Source organism: Planktophila turicensis (SeqCode) (assembly GCF_965234405.1).
In the GTDB taxonomy this organism is placed as follows: domain Bacteria; phylum Actinomycetota; class Actinomycetes; order Nanopelagicales; family Nanopelagicaceae; genus Planktophila; species Planktophila turicensis.
In genome coordinates this window covers 1,249,880-1,269,875 of sequence record NZ_OZ248346.1, presented here as the reverse complement: position 1 = coordinate 1,269,875, position 19,996 = coordinate 1,249,880, and the positions used below count along the sequence as shown (strand labels likewise).

21 protein-coding genes are annotated in these 19,996 nt (G+C 48.8%); 18 read left to right on the top strand and 3 right to left on the bottom strand.

What is annotated here, in order from left to right:
* Positions 1–18 precede the first annotated feature (18 nt).
* From AC8GFK_RS06635 to gmd, 4 genes are read left to right on the top strand one after another with little or no spacing between them, the layout of a single operon-like run.
* A complete protein-coding gene (locus tag AC8GFK_RS06635; RefSeq protein WP_506625116.1) occupies positions 19–1,290 on the top strand; it encodes an aspartate kinase in 1,272 nt (423 codons plus the stop codon).
* Positions 1,287–2,339 carry an aspartate-semialdehyde dehydrogenase gene (locus AC8GFK_RS06630; RefSeq protein ID WP_506625115.1) on the top strand — a complete coding sequence of 351 codons (1,053 nt, stop codon included), beginning with the start codon at positions 1,287–1,289 and terminating at the stop codon, positions 2,337–2,339. Before AC8GFK_RS06635 ends, AC8GFK_RS06630 begins: the two co-directional genes overlap by 4 nt.
* A gap of 19 nt (positions 2,340–2,358) precedes the next feature.
* Complete coding sequence (locus tag AC8GFK_RS06625) at positions 2,359–3,291, top strand: GDP-L-fucose synthase family protein (protein ID WP_506625114.1); 933 nt, start codon at positions 2,359–2,361, stop codon at positions 3,289–3,291.
* Complete coding sequence (gene gmd / locus AC8GFK_RS06620) at positions 3,288–4,271, top strand: GDP-mannose 4,6-dehydratase (protein ID WP_506625113.1); 984 nt, start codon at positions 3,288–3,290, stop codon at positions 4,269–4,271. Before AC8GFK_RS06625 ends, gmd begins: the two co-directional genes overlap by 4 nt.
* A 1-nt stretch (position 4,272) precedes the next feature.
* Here the strand turns inward: gmd and AC8GFK_RS06615 are convergent, their stop codons facing one another.
* Positions 4,273–5,094 (bottom strand): metallophosphoesterase, encoded by an 822-nt coding sequence (locus AC8GFK_RS06615; RefSeq protein ID WP_506625792.1) that lies wholly within the window; start codon positions 5,092–5,094, stop codon positions 4,273–4,275.
* A gap of 30 nt (positions 5,095–5,124) precedes the next feature.
* Between AC8GFK_RS06615 and AC8GFK_RS06610 the strand changes: the two genes are divergently transcribed.
* The 3 genes from AC8GFK_RS06610 to AC8GFK_RS06600 are packed head-to-tail and all read left to right on the top strand — an operon-like array spanning position 5,125 to position 6,195.
* Positions 5,125–5,583 (top strand): GatB/YqeY domain-containing protein, encoded by a 459-nt coding sequence (locus AC8GFK_RS06610; protein WP_095674057.1) that lies wholly within the window; start codon positions 5,125–5,127, stop codon positions 5,581–5,583.
* Position 5,584: 1 nt separating this feature from the next.
* The gene (gene sp36 / locus AC8GFK_RS06605; protein ID WP_017954825.1) at positions 5,585–5,737 is read left to right on the top strand and encodes a Sp36 family protein; all 153 of its coding nucleotides are present in this window, start codon (positions 5,585–5,587) and stop codon (positions 5,735–5,737) included.
* A complete protein-coding gene (locus tag AC8GFK_RS06600; protein WP_095674056.1) occupies positions 5,737–6,195 on the top strand; it encodes a RidA family protein in 459 nt (152 codons plus the stop codon). Before sp36 ends, AC8GFK_RS06600 begins: the two co-directional genes overlap by 1 nt.
* Here the strand turns inward: AC8GFK_RS06600 and AC8GFK_RS06595 are convergent, their stop codons facing one another.
* Positions 6,196–6,879 (bottom strand): Crp/Fnr family transcriptional regulator, encoded by a 684-nt coding sequence (locus AC8GFK_RS06595; protein WP_095674055.1) that lies wholly within the window; start codon positions 6,877–6,879, stop codon positions 6,196–6,198. It abuts the gene before it with no gap.
* Positions 6,880–6,896: 17 nt separating this feature from the next.
* Here AC8GFK_RS06595 and nth point away from each other — a divergent pair, with 17 nt between their 5' ends.
* The 3 genes from nth to AC8GFK_RS06580 are packed head-to-tail and all read left to right on the top strand — an operon-like array spanning position 6,897 to position 8,583.
* Complete coding sequence (gene nth, locus AC8GFK_RS06590; protein ID WP_506625112.1) at positions 6,897–7,595, top strand: endonuclease III; 699 nt, start codon at positions 6,897–6,899, stop codon at positions 7,593–7,595.
* A complete protein-coding gene (locus AC8GFK_RS06585) occupies positions 7,592–8,116 on the top strand; it encodes a TlpA family protein disulfide reductase (RefSeq protein WP_506625111.1) in 525 nt (174 codons plus the stop codon). Before nth ends, AC8GFK_RS06585 begins: the two co-directional genes overlap by 4 nt.
* Positions 8,113–8,583, top strand: coding sequence for a CvpA family protein (locus tag AC8GFK_RS06580; RefSeq protein ID WP_506625110.1), 471 nt, complete (start codon positions 8,113–8,115; stop codon positions 8,581–8,583). Before AC8GFK_RS06585 ends, AC8GFK_RS06580 begins: the two co-directional genes overlap by 4 nt.
* Here AC8GFK_RS06580 and acs read toward each other — a convergent pair.
* Complete coding sequence (gene acs, locus AC8GFK_RS06575; protein WP_506625109.1) at positions 8,567–10,525, bottom strand: acetate--CoA ligase; 1,959 nt, start codon at positions 10,523–10,525, stop codon at positions 8,567–8,569. The two genes, AC8GFK_RS06580 and acs, sit on opposite strands and share 17 nt — an antisense overlap.
* A gap of 378 nt (positions 10,526–10,903) precedes the next feature.
* On the opposite strand from acs, the gene fbaA reads away from it, so the two are divergent.
* Genes fbaA through purL form a run of 8 tightly spaced genes read left to right on the top strand, consistent with a single transcriptional unit; the run spans position 10,904 to position 19,993 of the window.
* Complete coding sequence (gene fbaA / locus AC8GFK_RS06570; RefSeq protein WP_095674050.1) at positions 10,904–11,938, top strand: class II fructose-bisphosphate aldolase; 1,035 nt, start codon at positions 10,904–10,906, stop codon at positions 11,936–11,938.
* Positions 11,939–11,966: 28 nt separating this feature from the next.
* Entirely contained in the window at positions 11,967–13,250 is a 1,284-nt protein-coding gene (locus AC8GFK_RS06565; RefSeq protein WP_095674049.1) for an adenylosuccinate synthase, read from the top strand.
* Positions 13,251–13,253: 3 nt separating this feature from the next.
* Positions 13,254–14,498: a phosphoribosylamine--glycine ligase gene (gene purD, locus AC8GFK_RS06560; protein ID WP_506625108.1), complete on the top strand. Its 1,245-nt coding sequence runs from the start codon at positions 13,254–13,256 to the stop codon at positions 14,496–14,498.
* Positions 14,499–15,920, top strand: a complete 1,422-nt coding sequence (gene purB, locus AC8GFK_RS06555) for an adenylosuccinate lyase (RefSeq protein WP_506625107.1) — start codon at positions 14,499–14,501, stop codon at positions 15,918–15,920.
* Positions 15,917–16,798 (top strand): phosphoribosylaminoimidazolesuccinocarboxamide synthase, encoded by an 882-nt coding sequence (locus tag AC8GFK_RS06550; RefSeq protein ID WP_506625106.1) that lies wholly within the window; start codon positions 15,917–15,919, stop codon positions 16,796–16,798. The genes purB and AC8GFK_RS06550 overlap by 4 nt, the downstream gene beginning before the upstream one ends.
* Before the next feature lie 32 nt (positions 16,799–16,830).
* Positions 16,831–17,076, top strand: a complete 246-nt coding sequence (gene purS / locus AC8GFK_RS06545; RefSeq protein WP_426870824.1) for a phosphoribosylformylglycinamidine synthase subunit PurS — start codon at positions 16,831–16,833, stop codon at positions 17,074–17,076.
* Between the two features lie 5 nt (positions 17,077–17,081).
* Positions 17,082–17,762 (top strand): phosphoribosylformylglycinamidine synthase subunit PurQ, encoded by a 681-nt coding sequence (gene purQ / locus AC8GFK_RS06540; RefSeq protein ID WP_506625105.1) that lies wholly within the window; start codon positions 17,082–17,084, stop codon positions 17,760–17,762.
* Complete coding sequence (gene purL / locus AC8GFK_RS06535) at positions 17,762–19,993, top strand: phosphoribosylformylglycinamidine synthase subunit PurL (protein ID WP_506625104.1); 2,232 nt, start codon at positions 17,762–17,764, stop codon at positions 19,991–19,993. The genes purQ and purL overlap by 1 nt, the downstream gene beginning before the upstream one ends.
* Positions 19,994–19,996 lie beyond the last annotated feature (3 nt).

The window sequence follows — 19,996 nt, the reverse complement described above, 5'->3', positions numbered from 1 at the left end:
GTGCTTCACTATTAAGCCATGGGTCTCATTGTTCAGAAGTTTGGTGGTTCCTCAGTTGCTGATGCCGAGGGGCTCAAGCGCGTTGCTGCACGCATCGTTGCTACAAAGAAGGCGGGCAATCAGGTCGTCGTAGTGGTCAGCGCCATGGGCGACACCACCGATGAATTGATCGATCTCGCCAATCAAGTCAGCCCGATTCCACCAGGGCGCGAACTCGATATGTTGTTAACAGCGGGCGAGCGAATTTCTATGGCTCTTCTTGCAATTGCAATCAACAATCTTGGATTCGAAGCACTTTCCTTTACTGGTTCACAAGCTGGAGTAATTACAGATTCAACTCACGGCAAGGCGCGCATCATTGATGTCACACCTGGTCGCATTCGCGAAGCTATCGATTCAGGATCAATTGCAATCGTTGCTGGCTTCCAAGGAATTTCGCAAGATACAAATGACATTACAACTCTTGGTCGCGGCGGTTCCGATACAACTGCAGTGGCGCTCGCTGCCGCACTCGAAGCTGATGTCTGCGAAATCTATACAGATGTCGATGGAATCTTCTCTGCAGATCCACGTGCAATTCCTGCAGCTCGCAAATTAAAGACTGTTACTTATGAAGAGATGCTCGAACTCGCAGCAGCGGGTGCAAAAGTTCTTCACTTACGTTGCGTCGAATATGCGCGACGATTCAAGTTACCGATTCACGTCCGTTCATCTTTTTCACCACTAGAAGGAACATGGGTAGTTGAGAACCACCCAGAAGGAGGCACCATGGAGCAAGCAATCATCGCTGGAGTCGCACACGATAAGTCAGAGGCGAAGGTAACTATCGTCGGTGTACCTGACCGCACAGGTGTTGCTGCGCGCATCTTCCAAGCGCTTGCTGATAACGACCTCAACATCGACATGATTGTGCAGAACGTATCTGCAGCAGCAACAGGTCTTACTGATATCTCATTCACTTTGCCGAAGGCAGATGGCGCTGAAGCGACAACTGTTCTCAAGAAGATCCAAGGTGAAGTTGGCTTTGCATCAATTCAATATGACGACACCATCGGAAAGCTCTCTCTCGTTGGAGCAGGAATGCGTTCGCATCCAGGTGTGACAGCTACCTTCTTTGCAGCAATGGCTGAAGCCGGTGTGAATATTGAAATGATTTCAACATCAGAAATTCGCATCTCTGTCATTGTCCGCGAGGGCGATCTCGAGCGCGCAGCACAAGCAGCACATACAGCTTTCGGCCTTGATTCAGATCAGAACGAGGCAGTCGTATACGGAGGAACAGGTCGATGACACAGAAGCCATCTCTCGCAGTTGTAGGTGCAACAGGTGCCGTTGGCACAGTGATGCTCGGCATCTTGTCTGAACGTCCCGATGTATGGGGCGAAATCCGTTTGATTGCATCTGCGCGAAGTGCAGGTAAGAAGTTGATGTGCCGCGGTGAAGAACTCACCGTCGTTTCACTTTCACCCGAGGCATTTGATGGCATCGACGTTGCAATGTTCGATGTGCCAGATGAAATTTCAGCAGAGTGGGCACCAGTTGCTGCGTCACGCGGCGCTGTTGTTGTCGATAACTCTGGCGCCTTCCGTATGGATGCTGACGTTCCGCTAGTTGTTCCAGAAGTAAACCCTCAGGATGTAAAGAATCGTCCTCGCGGAATTATCTCGAATCCAAACTGCACAACACTTTCCATGATTGTTGCAATGGGCGCACTTCACCGAGAATACGAACTCAAAGAACTTGTTGTCTCTTCCTACCAAGCAGCATCAGGTGCAGGACAAGCAGGCATAGACACTCTTCGTGCCCAGATAGATGCGGTCGCTGGCAAAGTTGTTGGCGATGTTGCCGGAGATCTCCGCAACGTTGTTAAGGACAACGGACCTTTCCCAGCGCCACTTGCGATGAACGTTGTCCCATGGGCGGGGTCACTCAAAGAAGATGGTTACTCATCTGAAGAGCTCAAGGTTCGCAACGAATCGAGAAAAATTCTTGGACTCCCAAACCTCAAGGTTTCAGCAACATGCGTCCGCGTTCCAGTTATTACAACTCACTCATTGACTGTGCATGCAACATTTGCAAAGGAACCATCACGTAAAGCTGCGCAAAATATCTTGCAGAACGCAGCGGGCGTGAAGTTGGTTGATGACCCTGAAAATCACAAGTTCCCAACACCTGCAGATGTAGTCGGCACTGACCCAACATGGGTTGGGCGAGTACGTAAGAGCATCGATGACCCAATGTCACTCGATCTCTTTGTATGTGGAGATAATTTGCGTAAGGGTGCAGCGTTAAATACTGCGCAAATCGCAGAGCTTCTCGCTGTCGAATTCACACGCTAACCGCAACTAGACTGCACCCATGACAATCGTTGTCGCGGGCGGAACTGGTCTTGCGGGCTCTGCAATCGTGCGGGCCTATCAGGCAACTGGCGCAGAGGTCATTGCACTCAACCGCTCTGTCGTCGATCTCCTTGATCGCGATGCCACTACGGCATATCTCAAGAAGACCAAGCCATCGCTTGTTGTAGATGCGGCTGCCAAGGTCGGCGGAATCGGCGCCAATAACGCATTTCCGGTCGAGTTCCTTTCAGACAATGTGCGCATCCAGAGCAATCTCATGGAAGCTGCTCATGCTGCCGATGTAGAAAAGTTCATCTTCTTGGGTTCAAGCTGCATTTATCCTCGTGATTGCGCTCAGCCAATTAAAGAAGAGTATTTACTGACTGGCCCTCTTGAAGAGACCAACTCTGCCTATGCAATTGCAAAGATTGCCGGCATCGAACTCATTAAATCTTTCCGTAAAGAGTATGGCCGCACATGGATTTCCTTGATGCCAACAAATCTCTATGGCCCTAATGACAACTTTGAACTTCAAGGTTCACATGTTTTGCCTGCATTTATCCGTCGCTTTGTTGAGGCAGCTGAAAAGAAAGTTGCAACTGAAACTTTGTGGGGGACAGGTTCACCAAAGCGCGAGTTCCTTCACGTCGATGATCTCGCTGCTGCCGTTGTTCACCTTGGTTCGAATTACAACTCATCTGATCACATCAATATTGGAACAGGTGAAGATCTGACAATTAAGGCACTTGCCGAACTTGTCGCTGAATTAGCAGGCTTTGAGGGCGAAATTGCATGGGATTCATCAAAACCTGATGGGACTCCACGCAAAGTTCTTGATGTTTCGAAGGCTAAGTCGCTAGGTTGGGCACCGAAGATTTCTTTAAGTGATGGAATTGCATCAACTATCGCTTGGTATAGAGATGCATCTGCAAAGGGAGTAGCGAGACGATGAGTAGAAAAGTTGCACTAATTACTGGTGTTACAGGTCAAGATGGTTCATACCTTGCAGAGTTCTTGCTCGCAAAGGGATATGAAGTACACGGCCTGATCCGTCGTTCCTCAACATTTAATACTTCTCGTATCGATCACATCTACCAGGATCCACACGATAAGAATCCAAAGCTTTTCTTGCACTATGGCGACCTTATTGACGGAGTTGGACTTACCAACCTCATCCGCGAAATCAAGCCAACAGAGGTCTACAACCTCGGTGCTCAATCACACGTTCAGGTTTCATTCACAATGCCTCAATACACAGGTCAAGTAGATGCTGTTGGAGCTGTTGGTCTTCTTGAAGCAATCCGTTCTGCAGATCTTGATATTCGTTTCTATCAAGCATCAACATCAGAACTCTTTGGTTCAACTCCACCACCGCAGAATGAAACTTCAGTCTTTCGCCCACAGTCACCATATGCAGCTGCAAAGTTGATGGCGTACTGGTGCACCGTTAACTACCGCGACGGCTATGGCCTTCATGCCACAAACGGAATTTTGTTCAACCACGAATCTCCACGCCGCGGTGAAACTTTCGTTACTCGCAAGATCACACGTGCAGTGGCTGCCATCAAGGCAGGCAAGCAGGACAAGCTATTCCTTGGAAACCTTGATGCAGTTCGCGACTGGGGATATGCAAAAGAGTATGTCGAATCAATGTGGCTGATGCTTCAGCAAGATAAGCCATCTGATTACGTGGTTGCGACCGGCGTTGGTGCGACAGTAAAAGACTTTGCCGAAGCAGCGTTTTCTCGTGCAGGACTTAACTGGCAAGACCATGTTGAGACAGATAAAAAGTACATCCGCCCTACAGAAGTTGATGCACTTATCGGCGATCCATCAAAGGCTGAAAAAGCTTTGAATTGGAAGGCAAAGACTCATTGGAAAGAGCTTGCAGAACTTATGGTTGATGCCGATATTGAGGCGTTGAAGAAGTAAGTTAAAAAGCTGCAGTAAGCGTCACCAGAGAAACTTCTGGTGGGCTGGCAACTCTAATTCGTGAGAACGGTCCTGTTCCCATTCCTGCTGAAACGTTTAAGAGCGGTTCACCTTTTACAACGGTTAATCCGCGCGCACGCCAATTCGGTAGGTCGCAATTAGTTGTGAGCGCCTTTGATCCACCGGGCCATGGAAGTCGAACTTGTCCGCCATGTGTGTGGCCAGCAAAGATTGCATCGAGATTATCGTTCTTCATGCCTTCAATAATTCGTAAGTAAGGCGCGTGAGTTACACCAATTGCTACGTGACACTTTCCGGCTTCGCCGGCAACAAGTGAGTAATCATCAAATTCAAGGTGAGCATCGTCGGTTCCACGAGCTTCAATCACAGTCTTATTTATTGTGATTGTCGTGCGAGAGGTATTGAGGTTCTTCCAACCACGGGCTTGTAGCCCTGCATCAAGTTCTTGCCACGGAAGTTCAGGACCATGAACTCGCTTTCCATGATTGGGTAGCAAGTACTTCAAAGGATTCTTTGGAACAGGTTCGTAGTAATCATTAGAGCCGAAGACAAAGAGTCCAGGGATATCAAGCAGCGCATCAAGTGCATCGAGTGCCACAGGCACTGCGTTCTTGTGTGCCAAGAAATCACCAGTACTGATTACAAGATCAGGCTTCAGTGAAATAAATGACTTGATATCTGCAATCTCTTTCTTACGTGCAGGAGTTAAGTGCAGGTCGGAGAAGTGCAGGACGCGGATATCGTCGTGGCCAGGAGGCAAGATAGGCATCTCGGCCTCGCGGAGTACGTAGCTCATGTGCAACAAGATACAGGGCTGTGAGAAGATGAGCACATGACCTTAAAAGAGACACTTAAGAGCGACCTCACCGAAGCAATTCGCAGCAGTGACAAAGTTGTATCAGGCACTATCCGCATGGTTCTGACTGCAATCACCAATGAAGAGGTTTCAGGGAAAGAAGCACGCGTTCTAACTGATGAGGAAATCATCACTGTGCTCTCACGAGAAGCGAAGAAGCGTCGCGAAGCAGCGGAAGAGTTTGCTAAGGCAGGCCGCGAAGAAAAGGCAGCTGAAGAGAAAGCTGAAGGCGAAGTAATCGCTAAGTATTTACCTGCACAACTTTCAGAAGATGACATCAAGGCACTCATTGCTGCAGCAGTTGCATCAACCGGTGCTGCAGGACCAGCCGATATGGGCAAGGTCATGGGCGCTATCAAGCCACAGATTGCAGGAAAGGCAGATGGATCACTCGTTTCATCTCTCGTTAAAGCCGCTCTAGCCGGAGGAAATTAATATGAAGTTTGAATACGCAACCGTTCCACTTCTCTCACATGCAACAAAGCAGATCCTTGATACATGGGGTTCAGATGGATGGGAACTCGTCACTGTTATTCCAGCACCAGGCGGCGAACAACTCGTTGCATATATGAAGCGTGAGGTTAAGTAATGACTGATGTTCGCGCAAAGCTTGCTGAAAAGGGCCTCGTACTTCCAGTTTCATCAAAGCCATTAGCTGCATATGTTCCTGCGGTTCGTACCGGCAATATTGTCTTTACTGCTGGCCAACTTCCTATGGTTGATGGCGCAATCGCAAAGACTGGAAAAGTCGGCGCAGATGTAACAGTTGAAGAGGCTTACGAACTCGCAAAGATCTGTGCGCTTAACGCACTCTCTGCAGTTGAACTCGTTGCTCCAGTAGATTCAATCGTCAAGGTTGTTCGCATCGTCTGTTATGTAAACGGTGCACCAGGATTTATCTCTCAGCCAGCAGTTGCAAATGGAGCATCAGAGCTCTTTATGCATATCTGGGGAGACGCTGGAGTTGCTGCACGAAGTGCACTTGGTGTTGCTGAACTTCCTCTTAACTCACCTGTCGAGGTCGAGTTAACGGTGGAAGTTAAGTAACTACTTACCTCTTTTTTCGAGGCGCTCGATATCTGTAATTAATACAGCGCGACCATCGAGCTTGAGCCATCCGCGACCAGCAAAATCAGCGAGAGCTTTATTTACTGTTTCGCGTGATGCGCCAACAAGCTGAGCAAGCTCTTCTTGCGTAAGGTCGTGGTGAACAAAGAGACCGTCATCAGTCTTCTTGCCGAAGCGAGTTCCAAGATCCATAAGCGCCTTAGCAACGCGGCCAGGAACATCTGAAAATACGAGATCGCCCACTGCTTCATTTGTGCGACGTAGGCGCTGAGCAAGACGAGCCAAAAGGTGAAGTGAAACTTCTGGATTTCCCTTAAGCCAAGGAATTAACTTCTCGTGGCTAAGAGATAGAAGCTTTGCATCGGTGACTGCTGTTGCAGTTGAAGTACGTGGGCCTGGATCAAAGAGTGAAAGTTCGCCGAACATTTCACCAGGTCCAAGAATTGAGAGAAGGTTTTCGCGTCCATCACCGCTAGAAGTTCCAAGCTTGAGCTTTCCTTCGAGGATTACGTAGACGTGCTCGCCTTCATCGCCTTCTTTGAAGAGAATTCCGCCCTTGCTGATCTTTACTGAATCCATTGAGGTGCGCAGAGACGCCGCTTGAGCATCGTCAAGGGCGGTAAAGAGAGGGGCGCGTCTTACGACTTCATCTTCTTGAGGCACGTCGGTAGTTTACTCGCATGGCCGTCGATAGCGAAACTCGAAGAGAAGCAAGGGCCATCTATCGAATTTTGACCAAGACCTACCCCGATATCCGCTGCGAGCTAGATTTTAAGAATCCTCTCGAGCTTCTCGTCGCAGTTGTGCTTTCAGCGCAGTGCACAGATAAGAGAGTTAACGCCATTACGCCTGCGCTCTTTAAGAAGTATAAGAAGCCAAAGGATTATGCGAAGGCGCCCCTTGCGGAGATTGAAGAATTTATTTTCTCAGCTGGTTTCCATCATGTGAAAGCACGCCACCTCAAAGGTATCGGAATTAAGTTAGTTGAAGAATTTGATGGCCATGTTCCTGCAACTCTTGAAGAGTTAATTACTTTGCCCGGAGTTGGCCGTAAAACTGCAAATGTAGTTTTAGGACATGCCTTTGATATTCCAGGAATTACAGTCGATACGCACTTCGGGAGACTCTCTCGCCGGTTCGAATGGTCCACATCAATGGATCCTGTGAAAGTTGAACACGAAGTCGGAGAACTCATTCCGCAGAAAGAGTGGACCAATCTCTCGCAGCGAATGATTTGGCATGGCCGTCGCATCTGTCATTCACGTAAACCTGCATGTGGCGCTTGTCCTCTCGCAAAGATTTGTCCATCGGTAGGAATTGGTGAGATGGATAAAGAGAAAGCCAAGCTGCTTGTGAAGACAGATAAGGATTTCCGATGAAGAAATTCTTAGCGACTTTCCTTGCGGTCGCCACTCTTACGGGTTGTTCGCTCACCGAACCAATTCCGGTGAAAGGCGAAGTTGTTTCATGCGAATCAATTCGGGTGAGCCCAAGTACTGATGCGCCACTTGAATGTCTTGGTGGGGGCGAAGGGGCTGCAGTCAGTGCAATTCGCGGGCCAGCGATAGTCAATGTGTGGGGAACGTGGTGCAAGCCTTGCCGCCAGGAACTTCCACATCTTGCACATTACTTAGCTCAACACCCAAAGGGCGCGAAGGTGATTGGTATTGCCGTAGAAGAGAAGAGCCCTGCTGTAGTTAAGAAGTTTGTAGAAACACATGGAATAACTTGGCCGATTCTCTATGACGCAGATGGATCCACCCGTGAAACTTTTGGCATGGGCGTGCCTGTTACTTGGTTTATCGATTCTTCGGGCAGAGTTGCCTATAAGAAGTTCGGTCCATTTAAATCTCTTGAGGAAATCGAAATGGCCATAATCAAGTATCTGGGAGTGAAATGATCTTTGATGTAATTGTCGCGCTGATCTTTGTTGGAGCACTTTTCAATGGATATAAGAACGGGCTTCTGACAACGATTCTTCGTACTGCCTTCTTTATCGCTGGCGGAGTTGCTGCGATGTACTTCGTTGTGAAATATGACCAGAGCGGCTGGCTCATCGTGGCAATTATTTTTGGTGCATATGCAGCAGCTTGGGTTGGCACCCAACTAGCGAAAACTTTGAAGCTCACCTTGATTCGCGGACCCCTACGTCTAATCGATTCCGCATTAGGCGCAGTACTCGAAGTTGGAAAGTACATTCTTCTCTTCTACGTGATCGGAACAATTCTGTTGTGGGCGCCATGGAGCGCAGGACAGAATTCGGTCTCTGAAAGCGAGTTCTACCTCCAGGTGAATAAACATGCACCCGGAGTTATCGCAGATATTCGCCGCGAAGTGGAAAAGGCGCTCTCTAATCCTCGTCTTTAGAAGATTTCAAACCTTCTGAAATCAGCTTCATCACATTCGGATCTGCCAAAGTAGTTGCATCTCCAACCGCGCGGTTTTCGGCAACATCCTTTAACAATCTGCGCATGATCTTGCCGCTTCGGGTCTTAGGTAGCTCGTTTACAACCATTATTTGGCGAGGCTTTGCGATTGCGCCAATCTCTTTAGCCACGTGATTGCGAAGCTCTTTAATAAGAACATCGCCATCTGCATGTTCAACGCCTCCGCGCAGAATCACGAAAGCAACAATTCCTTGACCAGTAAGTGGATCAGCTGCACCAACTACAGCAGCTTCTGCGACTGCTTCATGTGAAACAAGCGCGGATTCAACTTCGGTTGTTGAGATGCGGTGACCAGAAACGTTCATGACATCATCAACGCGACCCATCAACCAGATTGCGCCGTCTTCATCGAGCTTTGCGCCATCTCCTGCGAAGTAAATTCCAGGAAAGCGTGACCAGTAAGTCTCTTTGTATCGTTCATCTTCGCCCCATACGCCGCGAAGCATTGATGGCCAAGGTTGATCAAGAATAAGGAATCCACCATGTCCATTTGGAACAGGAACGCCTTTATCGTCGACGACCTTTGCACTGATTCCAGGAATTGGTTTCATCGCAGATCCTGGCTTTGTAGCAGTGACACCGGGCAGCGGTGAAATCATGATCGCGCCAGTCTCTGTCTGCCACCATGTATCAACGATTGGGCAATTGCCTCCACCAATAACGTGGCGATACCAGATCCACGCTTCAGGGTTGATTGGTTCTCCAACAGATCCAAGTAAGCGAAGTGATGAGAGATTAAATTGATTTGGAAATTCATCTCCCCACTTCATCCATGTGCGAATCAGTGTTGGAGCTGTATACAAAATTGTGACGCCATACTTTTCGATGATCTCGAACATGCGTCCCTTATGCGGAGTATCAGGTGTGCCTTCGTAGATAACTTGAGTTGCACCGTTAATAAGCGGGCCATAAACCATGTATGAGTGTCCAGTAATCCAGCCAACATCTGCAGTACACCAGTAAACATCTGTCTTTGGTTTGATATCGAAGACGACTTTATGTGTGTAAGCGACCTGAGTTAAATAACCAGCAGTTGTGTGGAAAATTCCCTTTGGTTTCGCCGTTGTACCCGATGTGTACAAGATAAAGAGCGGGTGCTCGCTATCGAAGTATTCAGGGGTATGTGTTGAGTGCTGTGGATCAACAACATCGTGCCACCATAAATCGCGACCTTCGACCCATGCTGTCTCTTGACCGGTGCGCTTCACAACAAGTACTTGCGCAACGTTTGTTTCGCCCTTGAGCGCTTCATCGACTGCAGGCTTGAGCGCAAAGGCAGCGCCCTTTCTAAAGCCACCATCTGCAGTGATTACCAATTTCGCATCTGCATCTTGAATGCGTGAAAGAAGTGCGTCTGCAGAGAATCCACCAAATACAACAGAGTGAATTGCACCGATACGGGCACAGGCAAGCATTGCGACAACTGCTTCAGGAATAAGCGGCATATAAATTGCAACGCGATCGCCGGCGTTAATCCCAATCGAAGTCAGAGCATTAGCCGCCTTGCTGACATCGGTAAGAAGTTGTGCATAAGAAATTGTGCGCGTATCTCCAGGTTCACCTTCGAAGTGAAAAGCTATTCTTCCGCCATGACCTTCAGCAACGTGGCGATCGAGCGCTGAAACTGTTGCATTGAGTTTTCCGCCGACAAACCACTTTGCATATGGAGATTCCCACTCGAGGGTCTTATCCCACTTCTTCTCCCAGATCAGCGCTTCTGCTTGCTGGTCCCAGAAAGCTAAACGATCGTTATCTGCTTCACCGTAGAGGCCTGCTTGTGCATTTGCTTGTGCAGAAAATTCTGGAGTTGGCGCAAAGGTGCGGTTCTCTGTGGAGAGATTCTCAATTGAGTCAGAAGTCATGTAGGTGAGATTACCGCCCGCTCTGATTTATCAACAGTGATTGATTTTGTTCATTTGTTCATTTCGATTTCTGCAGATACTTCGCGCCTTGAAATAGGAAAATATGAAAGGAGAAAGATGACAATCGCAGCATTCTTGACGATCTTGCTCAAGGTCTTGAGCAACCCAGCCCTACTCGCAGGCTTCGTAGCCTTCCTGCAGAAGTACCTCCACCCGTAGGCCAGCCCAGCGGCCAAAAAGGGCTGCGCCCTCGCGTATTGAGTGTGCCGATTTTTCATACGCGGGGGTAGGTGGTTGGATTAGGCGTAAGCCTCACTTAGACCCAATGGTGCGTCAAGAGCGTTTACACCAGTTCTAGTCACTGATTTGGGAGTCACAATGCCAATAGCAACCCCTGAAGTTTATGCAGCAATGTTGGACCGCGCTAAGGCCGGAGCATTCGCATACCCAGCAATCAACGTTTCATCATCGCAGACCATTATTGGTGCGATCCGTGGATTCGCTGAAGCAGAATCAGATGGAATCATCCAATTTTCTTGGGGTGGAGCTGAATACGCATCAGGCTCAACTGTTAAGCACATGGTCGATGGCGCAGTAGCGCTCGCAGAATTCGCACACGTTGTTGCAAAGAATTACAACGTCAACATCGGTATTCACACTGATCACTGCCCAAAGGAGAAGCTCGACGGTTTCATGCGTCCACTTCTCGAAATCGGAGCGCAGCGCGTTAAGGAAGGCAAGCAGCCTCTGTTCAACTCACATATGTGGGATGGATCAGCTGTTGATATGCCAGAGAATATGAAGGTTGCTCGCGAACTTCTTGATAAGTCAGTTGCAGCTCGCACTGTTCTTGAAATCGAAATCGGCGTTGTCGGTGGAGAAGAAGATGGCATCGAGGCAAAGCATGATGCAAAGCTTTACTCAACACCTGAAGATGCACTTCTTACAATCGAAACTCTTGGACATGATGCAAATGCTCGCTACATGGTGGCAGCAACATTCGGAAACGTTCACGGTGTTTACAAGCCAGGAAACGTTGTTCTTCAGCCAAAGATTCTTAAGACACTTCAGGATGCAGTAGCTGCAAAGCTCGGTCTTCCAGCAGGAAGCAAGCCAATGGATCTCGTATTCCACGGTGGCTCAGGCTCACTTCTTACTGAAATCCGCGAATCACTTGATTACGGCGTAATCAAGATGAATATCGATACAGATACTCAGTACGCGTTTACACGTCCAGTCGTTGATCACATCTTCAAGAACTACGACGGCGTTCTTAAGATCGACGGCGAAGTTGGTAATAAGAAGGCTTACGATCCACGTGCGTGGGGTAAAGCTGCTGAAGCAGGAATCGCTGCACGTGTTGGCGTTGCTTGCGAAGATCTTCGTTCAACTGGCACATCACTTCTTAAGTAATTAACGACGAGTCGGAGAGGCTTTATCCATGCCTGCATTAGTACTTCTTGGCGCTCAGTGGGGCGACGAAGGCAAGGGTAAAGCTACCGATTTGCTCGGTGATCGCGTTGATTATGTTGTTCGCTATCAAGGCGGCAATAACGCGGGCCACACAGTTGTTATCGGAGATCAGAAGTACGCACTTCACTTACTTCCATCCGGAATTCTTTCTCCTAACGTTGTCCCAGTAATTGCTAATGGTGTTGTTATCGATCCAGGTGTATTGCTGGAAGAAATTAAGGGACTCACAGAACGCGGTATCGATTGCAGCAAGTTGGTTATCTCAACTAATGCGCACTTGATTACTCCGTATCACCGCACCATCGATAAAGTTTCAGAGCGCTTCCTTGGTAAGTCAAAGATCGGTACAACTGGTCGCGGTATCGGACCAGCGTACGCAGACAAGATCAACCGCATCGGTATTCGCGTACAAGATCTCTTTGATCCATCAATCTTGCGCCAGAAGATCGAAGGCGCACTTCGCGATAAGAACCAAGTTCTTATCAAGGTCTTCAACCGTAAAGATATTGAAGTAGAAGATGTTCTCGAGGAATACCTACGCTATGCCGAAATCTTGCGTCCATACGTTGCAGATACAGTGCTTCTGCTCGATAACGCTTTGAAGGCTGGAAAGCGCGTACTTCTCGAAGGTTCACAAGGAACTCTTCTCGATGTCGATCACGGTACTTATCCATTCGTTACATCATCAAACCCAACTGCGGGCGGTGCATGTACTGGTTCCGGAATCGGACCAACCAAGATTGATCGCGTCATCGGAATCGTTAAGGCCTACACAACACGCGTTGGTTCTGGCCCATTCCCAACAGAACTCTTCGATGAAGATGGCGAAAAACTTCGCACCATCGGTGGCGAAGTCGGCGTAACAACTGGTCGCGCTCGTCGTTGCGGTTGGTATGACGCACCTATCGCTCGTTACGCAGTTCGCGTTAACGGACTTACAGATTTCTTCCTAACAAAGCTCGATGTACTCACTGGCTGGGAACAGATTCCAGTATGTGTTGCATACGAGATTGACGGAAAGCGCGTTGAAGAACTTCCAGCTTCACAATCAGATTTCCACCATGCAAAGCCAATCTACGAATATCTCCCAGGTTGGAAAGAAGATATTTCAGGAGCTACGAAGATCAGCGATCTTCCTAAGAACGCCCAGGATTACATCACCTTCCTCGAGAAGATTTCAGGCGCCCCAATGAGCGCCATCGGAGTCGGGCCCGGGCGTACCCAGACAATTGTCGTCAAGGATTTCATCTAAGCCATGAAAATCCTCCTAGTCGGTAGCGGCGGTCGTGAGCACGCACTCGCACTAGGACTAAGAGCAGATAAAAGTTGTACTGAACTTCATGCAGCTCCGGGAAATCCAGGTATTGCATCCCTTGCAACTCTTCACCCTGTTGCAATTACAGATAACGAAGCAATCCTTAAACTCGCACAGCAATTAGCAGTCAATCTTGTTGTCGTAGGTCCTGAAGTGCCTTTGGTTAATGGAGTATCTGATGTACTGCGCGAAGCAGGTTTTGCTGTCTTTGGTCCATCAAAGGCAGCCGCACAACTCGAAGGTTCAAAAGATTTTGCAAAGGGCGTTATGCGCGACGCAGGCGTTCCAACAGCACGCAGCTTCACTTGCACCGAACAATCTGAAATTGAAAAGGCGCTCGATACTTTCGGCGCCCCATATGTTGTAAAAGATGACGGCTTAGCTGCAGGCAAAGGCGTTGTCGTTACAAACGACCGCCAGGTAGCACTTGATCACGCTCTTGCATGTTCACGAGTTGTTATCGAGGAATATCTTGCAGGTCCAGAAATTTCACTCTTCGGAATCTCAGATGGCCGCAATATCTTGCCGATGCAACCAGCTCAAGATTTTAAACGCGCATACGATGGCGATGAAGGTCCAAACACTGGTGGAATGGGTGCCTACTCGCCACTTCCATGGGCACCGGATGACATCGTCGAAGAGACGTATGAAAAAGTCTTAGCTCCAATGATTGCCGAGATGGCAGCACGTGGAACTCCATTTGTTGGACTTCTCTATGCAGGTCTTGCACTCACTGATGATGGAATCCGCGTCATTGAATTTAACGCGCGCTTTGGTGATCCAGAGACTCAAGTTCTGATTCCACGACTTATAACCCCGCTTGCAACTCTTCTCTATAACGCTGCAACAGATAATTTGGATGACGCAGTTCTTCACTGGCGCGATGAAAGCGCCGTCACTGTCGTTCTCGCAGCTCAGGGTTATCCAGAATCGCCAAAGACTGGGGCAGCTATTTCATCTATTCCCGCCATTGATAAATCACAGGTATTTCATGCAGGCACAAGCGATAGCAGCGGCGCGCTACTTTCAACAGGCGGACGAGTCCTCACCGTTACCGGAACCGGCGCTGATCTAACTGAAGCGCGCGACCGCGCATATCGCGCAATCTCACAGATTGAACTAGAGGGATCGTTCTACCGCTCGGATATCGCGCTCAATGCGTCGGTCGCTGAGAAGGGCAATTAAATGGGGGAGAATGCACCAGTGAGCGTATTAGCAGATCGTTATGCATCGAAAGAGATGCGCCAAGTCTTTGCGCCAGAACAGAAGATCATCGCCGAACGTAAGCTGTGGCTTGCAGTTGCCCGCGCACAATCAAAGCTAGGACACTCGATCTCGGATGCAGTTATTGCCGATTACGAAAAGGTTTTAACAAAAGTTGATTTAGCTTCTATCGATGCACGCGAGAAAGTTACTCGCCATGATGTGAAAGCACGTATCGAAGAGTTCAACGCACTTGCCGGGCATGAAGCTATCCATGCCGGAATGACTAGCCGCGACCTAACCGAAAATATTGAAGCGCTTCAAGTGCGCGAGGGTCTGGCGATTGTTCACGATAAGACAGTTGCACTCCTTGCCGCCCTTGGTGCAAAGGCAGCACAGTATTCAGATCAACCAATCGCTGGTCGTTCACATAATGTGCCCGCACAGATCACCACACTCGGAAAGCGTTTTGCATCCGCTGCCGAAGAACTCCTTTACGCCTACGAGCGTCTTGCATCTCTTCAGAGCCGCTATCCAATGCGCGGAATCAAGGGTCCTGTCGGAACAGCGCAAGATTCAATTGATTTACTCGGTTCCACTGAAGCGCACCAGTCACTCGAATCTGCGATTGCTAAGGAACTCGGCTTTTATCGCGTTCTCGATTCAACTGGCCAGGTTTATCCCCGTTCACTTGATTACGAAGTACTCACAACTCTTGTTCAGCTGGCGACTTCACCATCTTCTCTTGCCACATCAATCCGCTTGATGGCGGGCGCAGAGCTTGTTACAGAAGGCTTTAAGGCAGGCCAAGTTGGTTCATCGGCGATGCCACACAAGATGAATACCCGTTCATGTGAACGAGTAAATGGCCTCACCGTTATTTTGCGCGGCTATGCCTCAATGGTCTCCGAACTTGCTGGCAATCAATGGAACGAGGGCGATGTCTCATGCAGCGTTGTTCGTCGCGTTGCACTTCCTGATGCGTTCTATGCCATGGATGGATTACTCGAAACAATGCTTACAGTTCTCAACGAGTTCGGCGCTTTCCCTGCAGTGATCTCTGCAGAGCTCGAGCGCTACCTTCCATTCTTAGCAACAACAAAGATTTTGATGGCATCGGTTAAAGCTGGCGTCGGTCGCGAAGTCGCACATGAAGCGATTAAAGAACATGCAGTTGCTGCAGCTCTTGGTATGCGCGAAGGCAAGCCTAATAATTTCCTTGATGCAATTGCAGGCGATGACCGCATTCCATTTAAGCGCGCAGAACTTGATGCGCTGATTGGTAACCCCATTGAATTTACTGGCGATGCACGCCAACAAGTAGCTCGAGTTGTAAGTCGCATCGACGCGATTACTTCCGCGCACCCTGCCGCAGCGCAGTACAAACCCGCCAGTATCCGGTGAGCGGCTTCGGCGCAGCTGGCGCACCGCCAGCACCAGTCATCGAAGGTTGGAAGCACCTTCGCACAGGAAAAGTCCGCGATCTCTATACAAATGAATCCGGTGAAATTCTCTTAGTTGCATCTGATCGCATCTCTGCATTCGATTGGGTATTGCCGACAACAATTCCGAATAAGGGCGCGATCCTTACTCAGCTTTCACTGTTCTGGTTTGAACTCTTGGCAGATATCGTCCCCAACCACATCATTAGTGAAGATGTTCCTGCATCTGTTGCGGATCGTGCAGTCATTGTTCAACCACTTGAAATGTTTGCCATCGAATGTGTGGCTCGCGGGTATCTGACTGGCAGCGGACTTGCTGAATATAAAGGTAACCAGGCAGTCTGCGGAAACCCACTCCCAGCAGGGTTATTAGATGGTTCAGCGCTTCCAACAAGCATCTTTACCCCAGCGACCAAGGCTGAAATCGGCGACCACGACATCAATATCGATTTTGAAAGCGCTGCCAAGATTGTTGGGGCAGATCAAGCAGCAGAACTGCGCGACTTAACTATCAAGCTCTACGACACAGCAGCTGATTTTGCTCGCAGCCGCGGAATTATCTTGGCAGATACAAAATTTGAATTCGGAATCAATATGGCTGGAGAAATCACTTTAGGTGATGAAGCCCTGACTCCTGACTCTTCACGTTTCTGGGAGGCCGAAGGATGGGCTCCAGGAAAATCGCAACCATCATTTGATAAGCAATTTGTCCGTGATTGGTTGACATCAAGTGGATGGGATAAAGAATCCACACCTCCAGAATTGCCCGCAGAGATCGTAGAAAAAACTGCGGCGCGATATGAAGAAGCTTTTGAACGTATTACCGGTAGCAAGTTTTAATAGATTTCAAAATAACAACTAGGGAGATAAAAATGGCAAAGATCGTGGTTGATGTGATGTTAAAGCCCGAAATTCTTGACCCACAAGGAAAGGCAGTTGCTGCAGCTCTTCCTCGTCTTGGATTTAACTTTGCCAAAGATGTTCGCCAAGGAAAGCGATTTGAAATTGAAGTCGATGGCGAGCCAACTCCGGCACAGCTTGCTGATGTCGAAAAGGCTGCTGAGAAGCTGCTCTCAAACCCTGTTATTGAAAACTTCACAGTTCGAGTGGAGAAGTAATAACAATGAAAATTGGTGTTGTAACTTTTCCAGGCACTCTCGATGATCGAGATGCAGCCCGCGCTGTTCGCCATGCCGGTGGCGAATCAGTAGCTTTGTGGCATAACGATGCAGATCTTCACGGTGTAGATGCAGTCATCCTCCCTGGCGGCTTCTCTTACGGTGATTATCTTCGCTGTGGAGCAATCTCTCGCTTCTCTCCAGTGATGGAGCCAATCATTAAGGCAGCCCAGGGCGGGATGCCTCTACTAGGTATCTGTAACGGCTTTCAGGTCCTTGCCGAAGCTCACCTGATACCAGGTGCGCTTACTCGTAACCACGAACTTCACTTCTTATGCCGTGATCAGAAGCTCACAATCGAAAATACAAATACTGCGTGGACATCTTCATTTACTCAAGGGCAAGAGGTTCTCATTCCATTGAAGAATGGTGAAGGCGCATATATGTGCGATGACGAAACCCTTGCAGCGCTTGAAGGCGAAGGTCGCATTATTGCGCGCTATGTTGGAGAAAATCCGAATGGATCACGTAACTTGATTGCAGGAATTACCAATGAACGCGGAAATATTGTTGGCTTAATGCCTCACCCTGAACATGCCATCGATTCACTTGCTGGTCCGTCAGCAGATGGTCTTGGATTCTTTACCTCTGTTCTGAAAAGTTTTGTTTCTGGAGGTGTGAAGTAATGTCACTCGATACCGTTGCAACGGCACAAGCAAATCCAGATTTATCACAACCATTCGCTGAGCTTGGATTAAAGCCTGACGAATACGCGCGCATCAAGGAAATTCTTGGTCGCCGTCCAACTTCATCTGAACTCGCTATGTATTCAGTGATGTGGTCTGAGCACTGCTCATATAAATCTTCCAAAGTTCACCTCAAGCAATTTGGTGACAAGGCTGTTAAGACCGATGCCCTTCTTGTCGGTATCGGCGAGAACGCAGGTGTTGTCGATGTTGGTCAGGGTTACGCAGTCACTTTTAAAATCGAATCTCACAACCACCCATCATTTATCGAGCCATACCAAGGCGCTGCAACTGGCGTTGGTGGAATCGTTCGTGACATCTTGACGATGGGTGCACGTCCAATCGCAGTAATGGATCCACTTCGCTTTGGTCCAGCGGATGCGGCCGATACTCGTCGCGTACTACCTGGCATCGTTGCTGGAGTTGGCGGATACGGGAACTGTCTTGGCTTGCCAAATATCGGTGGCGAAGTTGTCTTCGATGAGACCTACCTCGGAAACCCTTTGGTTAATGCCCTTTGCGTAGGCGTTATGAAACATAGCGATATCAAGCTTGCCAAAGCTGCCGGAGCTGGCAACCTTGTCGTTCTCTACGGTGCAAAGACCGGCGGAGATGGAATCGGCGGAGTATCAGTCCTTGCCTCTGAAACTTTTGAATCAAAGGGACCTGCAAAGCGTCCTGCTGTTCAAGTTGGCGATCCATTCGTTGAGAAAGTTCTTATCGAATGTTCACTCGAAATCTTCGCTGAAGATTTAGTTGTCGGTATTCAAGATCTTGGCGGCGCAGGACTTTCTTGTGCAACATCAGAACTTGCTTCAGGTGGCTCAGGTGGCATGAAGGTTCAGCTCGACAAGGTTCCGCTGCGCGATCCTTCACTATCACCAGAAGAAATCTTGATGTCAGAATCACAAGAGCGCATGTGCGCAATTGTCGAACCAAGCAAGATTGCTCGCTTTCTCGAAATTTGCGAGAAGTGGGATGTCACTGTCACGGTCATCGGTGAAGTCACAGATGGCAATCATCTTGAAATTACCTGGAACGGCGAACTTATCGTAGATGTTCCACCTCGCACTGTGGCCCACGATGGTCCGGTCTATAACCGACCACTTGCACAACCTGCCTATATCGATGCAGTTGCAAAGGAAGTTATCAACGTTCCACTTCCAACAACTGCAGATGAAATCAAGGCAACGGTTCTAAAACTTGCGGCAACACCAAACCTTGCAGATAAGTCTTGGGTTACTGATCAATACGATCGTTATGTTCAGGGCAATTCAATTCAATCGCAGCCAGATGACTCTGGAATGGTGCGCATTGATGAGGAGACGCATCTCGGAGTTGCAGTAGCCACAGATGCCAATGCCAACTGGTCATATCTCAACCCTTACGAAGGCGCGAAGTTGGCACTTGCTGAAGCTGCTCGCAATATTGCGACCGCTGGCGCAAAGCCACTAGCTGTCACTAACTGTCTTAACTTCGGCTCTCCAGAAGATCCAGGCGTTATGTGGCAGTTCGCAGAGTCAGTGCGTGGCCTTGCTGATGGCTGTCTCGAGATGGGTCTTCCTGTAACAGGCGGAAACGTTTCGTTCTACAACCAGACAGGCGCTGTTGCGATTCTTCCAACTCCAGTCATTGGTGTTCTTGGAGTAATCGACGATGTTCGCACACGGACTCCCATGTCATTTGATCGCGCAGGTCTTGATCTCTACCTATTAGGTGAAACTGAAAACGATCTTGCGGGTAGCGAATGGGCATACATGCACAACCAACGTGGCGGTATTGCACCATCTTCAGATCTTCAACGTGAAATGCGATTGATTGATCTTCTTGTTGCAGGTCGCACAAAGAAGATCTTTAGCGCAGCACACGATTTAAGTCAGGGCGGTCTTGCTGCAACTCTGACCGAAATGGTTCTGCGTTACAACACAGGTGCAACTGTGCAACTCGAGAACGTAGGGCTTTCACTATTAAGCGAAACCCCAGGACGTGTTGTGGTTGCCATTGATCCAGCACAAGCAGCTGCACTTACAAGTGAAGCAGCTTCACAGAAGATTGCGCTGACAAAGATTGGAACATCTGGGGGAGATTCACTCGTTATCAACGATGCAAAGATTTCACTGGTTGAACTTCGTAAAGCGCATACCGAAACTTTCCCAAAGTTGTTCGGATAACTT

What these genes read in the sequence shown, in the direction of transcription:
- AC8GFK_RS06635 (WP_506625116.1), top strand. Translation starts at nt 19, where the DNA reads ATGGGTCTCATTGTTCAGAAGTTTGGTGGTTCCTCAGTTGCTGATGCC.
- AC8GFK_RS06630 (WP_506625115.1), top strand. Translation starts at nt 1,287, where the DNA reads ATGACACAGAAGCCATCTCTCGCAGTTGTAGGTGCAACAGGTGCCGTT.
- AC8GFK_RS06625 (WP_506625114.1), top strand. Translation starts at nt 2,359, where the DNA reads ATGACAATCGTTGTCGCGGGCGGAACTGGTCTTGCGGGCTCTGCAATC.
- gmd (WP_506625113.1), top strand. Translation starts at nt 3,288, where the DNA reads ATGAGTAGAAAAGTTGCACTAATTACTGGTGTTACAGGTCAAGATGGT.
- AC8GFK_RS06610 (WP_095674057.1), top strand. Translation starts at nt 5,125, where the DNA reads ATGACCTTAAAAGAGACACTTAAGAGCGACCTCACCGAAGCAATTCGC.
- sp36 (WP_017954825.1), top strand. Translation starts at nt 5,585, where the DNA reads ATGAAGTTTGAATACGCAACCGTTCCACTTCTCTCACATGCAACAAAG.
- AC8GFK_RS06600 (WP_095674056.1), top strand. Translation starts at nt 5,737, where the DNA reads ATGACTGATGTTCGCGCAAAGCTTGCTGAAAAGGGCCTCGTACTTCCA.
- nth (WP_506625112.1), top strand. Translation starts at nt 6,897, where the DNA reads ATGGCCGTCGATAGCGAAACTCGAAGAGAAGCAAGGGCCATCTATCGA.
- AC8GFK_RS06585 (WP_506625111.1), top strand. Translation starts at nt 7,592, where the DNA reads ATGAAGAAATTCTTAGCGACTTTCCTTGCGGTCGCCACTCTTACGGGT.
- AC8GFK_RS06580 (WP_506625110.1), top strand. Translation starts at nt 8,113, where the DNA reads ATGATCTTTGATGTAATTGTCGCGCTGATCTTTGTTGGAGCACTTTTC.
- acs (WP_506625109.1), bottom strand. Translation starts at nt 10,525, where the DNA reads ATGACTTCTGACTCAATTGAGAATCTCTCCACAGAGAACCGCACCTTT.
- fbaA (WP_095674050.1), top strand. Translation starts at nt 10,904, where the DNA reads ATGCCAATAGCAACCCCTGAAGTTTATGCAGCAATGTTGGACCGCGCT.
- AC8GFK_RS06565 (WP_095674049.1), top strand. Translation starts at nt 11,967, where the DNA reads ATGCCTGCATTAGTACTTCTTGGCGCTCAGTGGGGCGACGAAGGCAAG.
- purD (WP_506625108.1), top strand. Translation starts at nt 13,254, where the DNA reads ATGAAAATCCTCCTAGTCGGTAGCGGCGGTCGTGAGCACGCACTCGCA.
- purB (WP_506625107.1), top strand. Translation starts at nt 14,499, where the DNA reads ATGGGGGAGAATGCACCAGTGAGCGTATTAGCAGATCGTTATGCATCG.
- purS (WP_426870824.1), top strand. Translation starts at nt 16,831, where the DNA reads ATGGCAAAGATCGTGGTTGATGTGATGTTAAAGCCCGAAATTCTTGAC.
- purQ (WP_506625105.1), top strand. Translation starts at nt 17,082, where the DNA reads ATGAAAATTGGTGTTGTAACTTTTCCAGGCACTCTCGATGATCGAGAT.
- purL (WP_506625104.1), top strand. Translation starts at nt 17,762, where the DNA reads ATGTCACTCGATACCGTTGCAACGGCACAAGCAAATCCAGATTTATCA.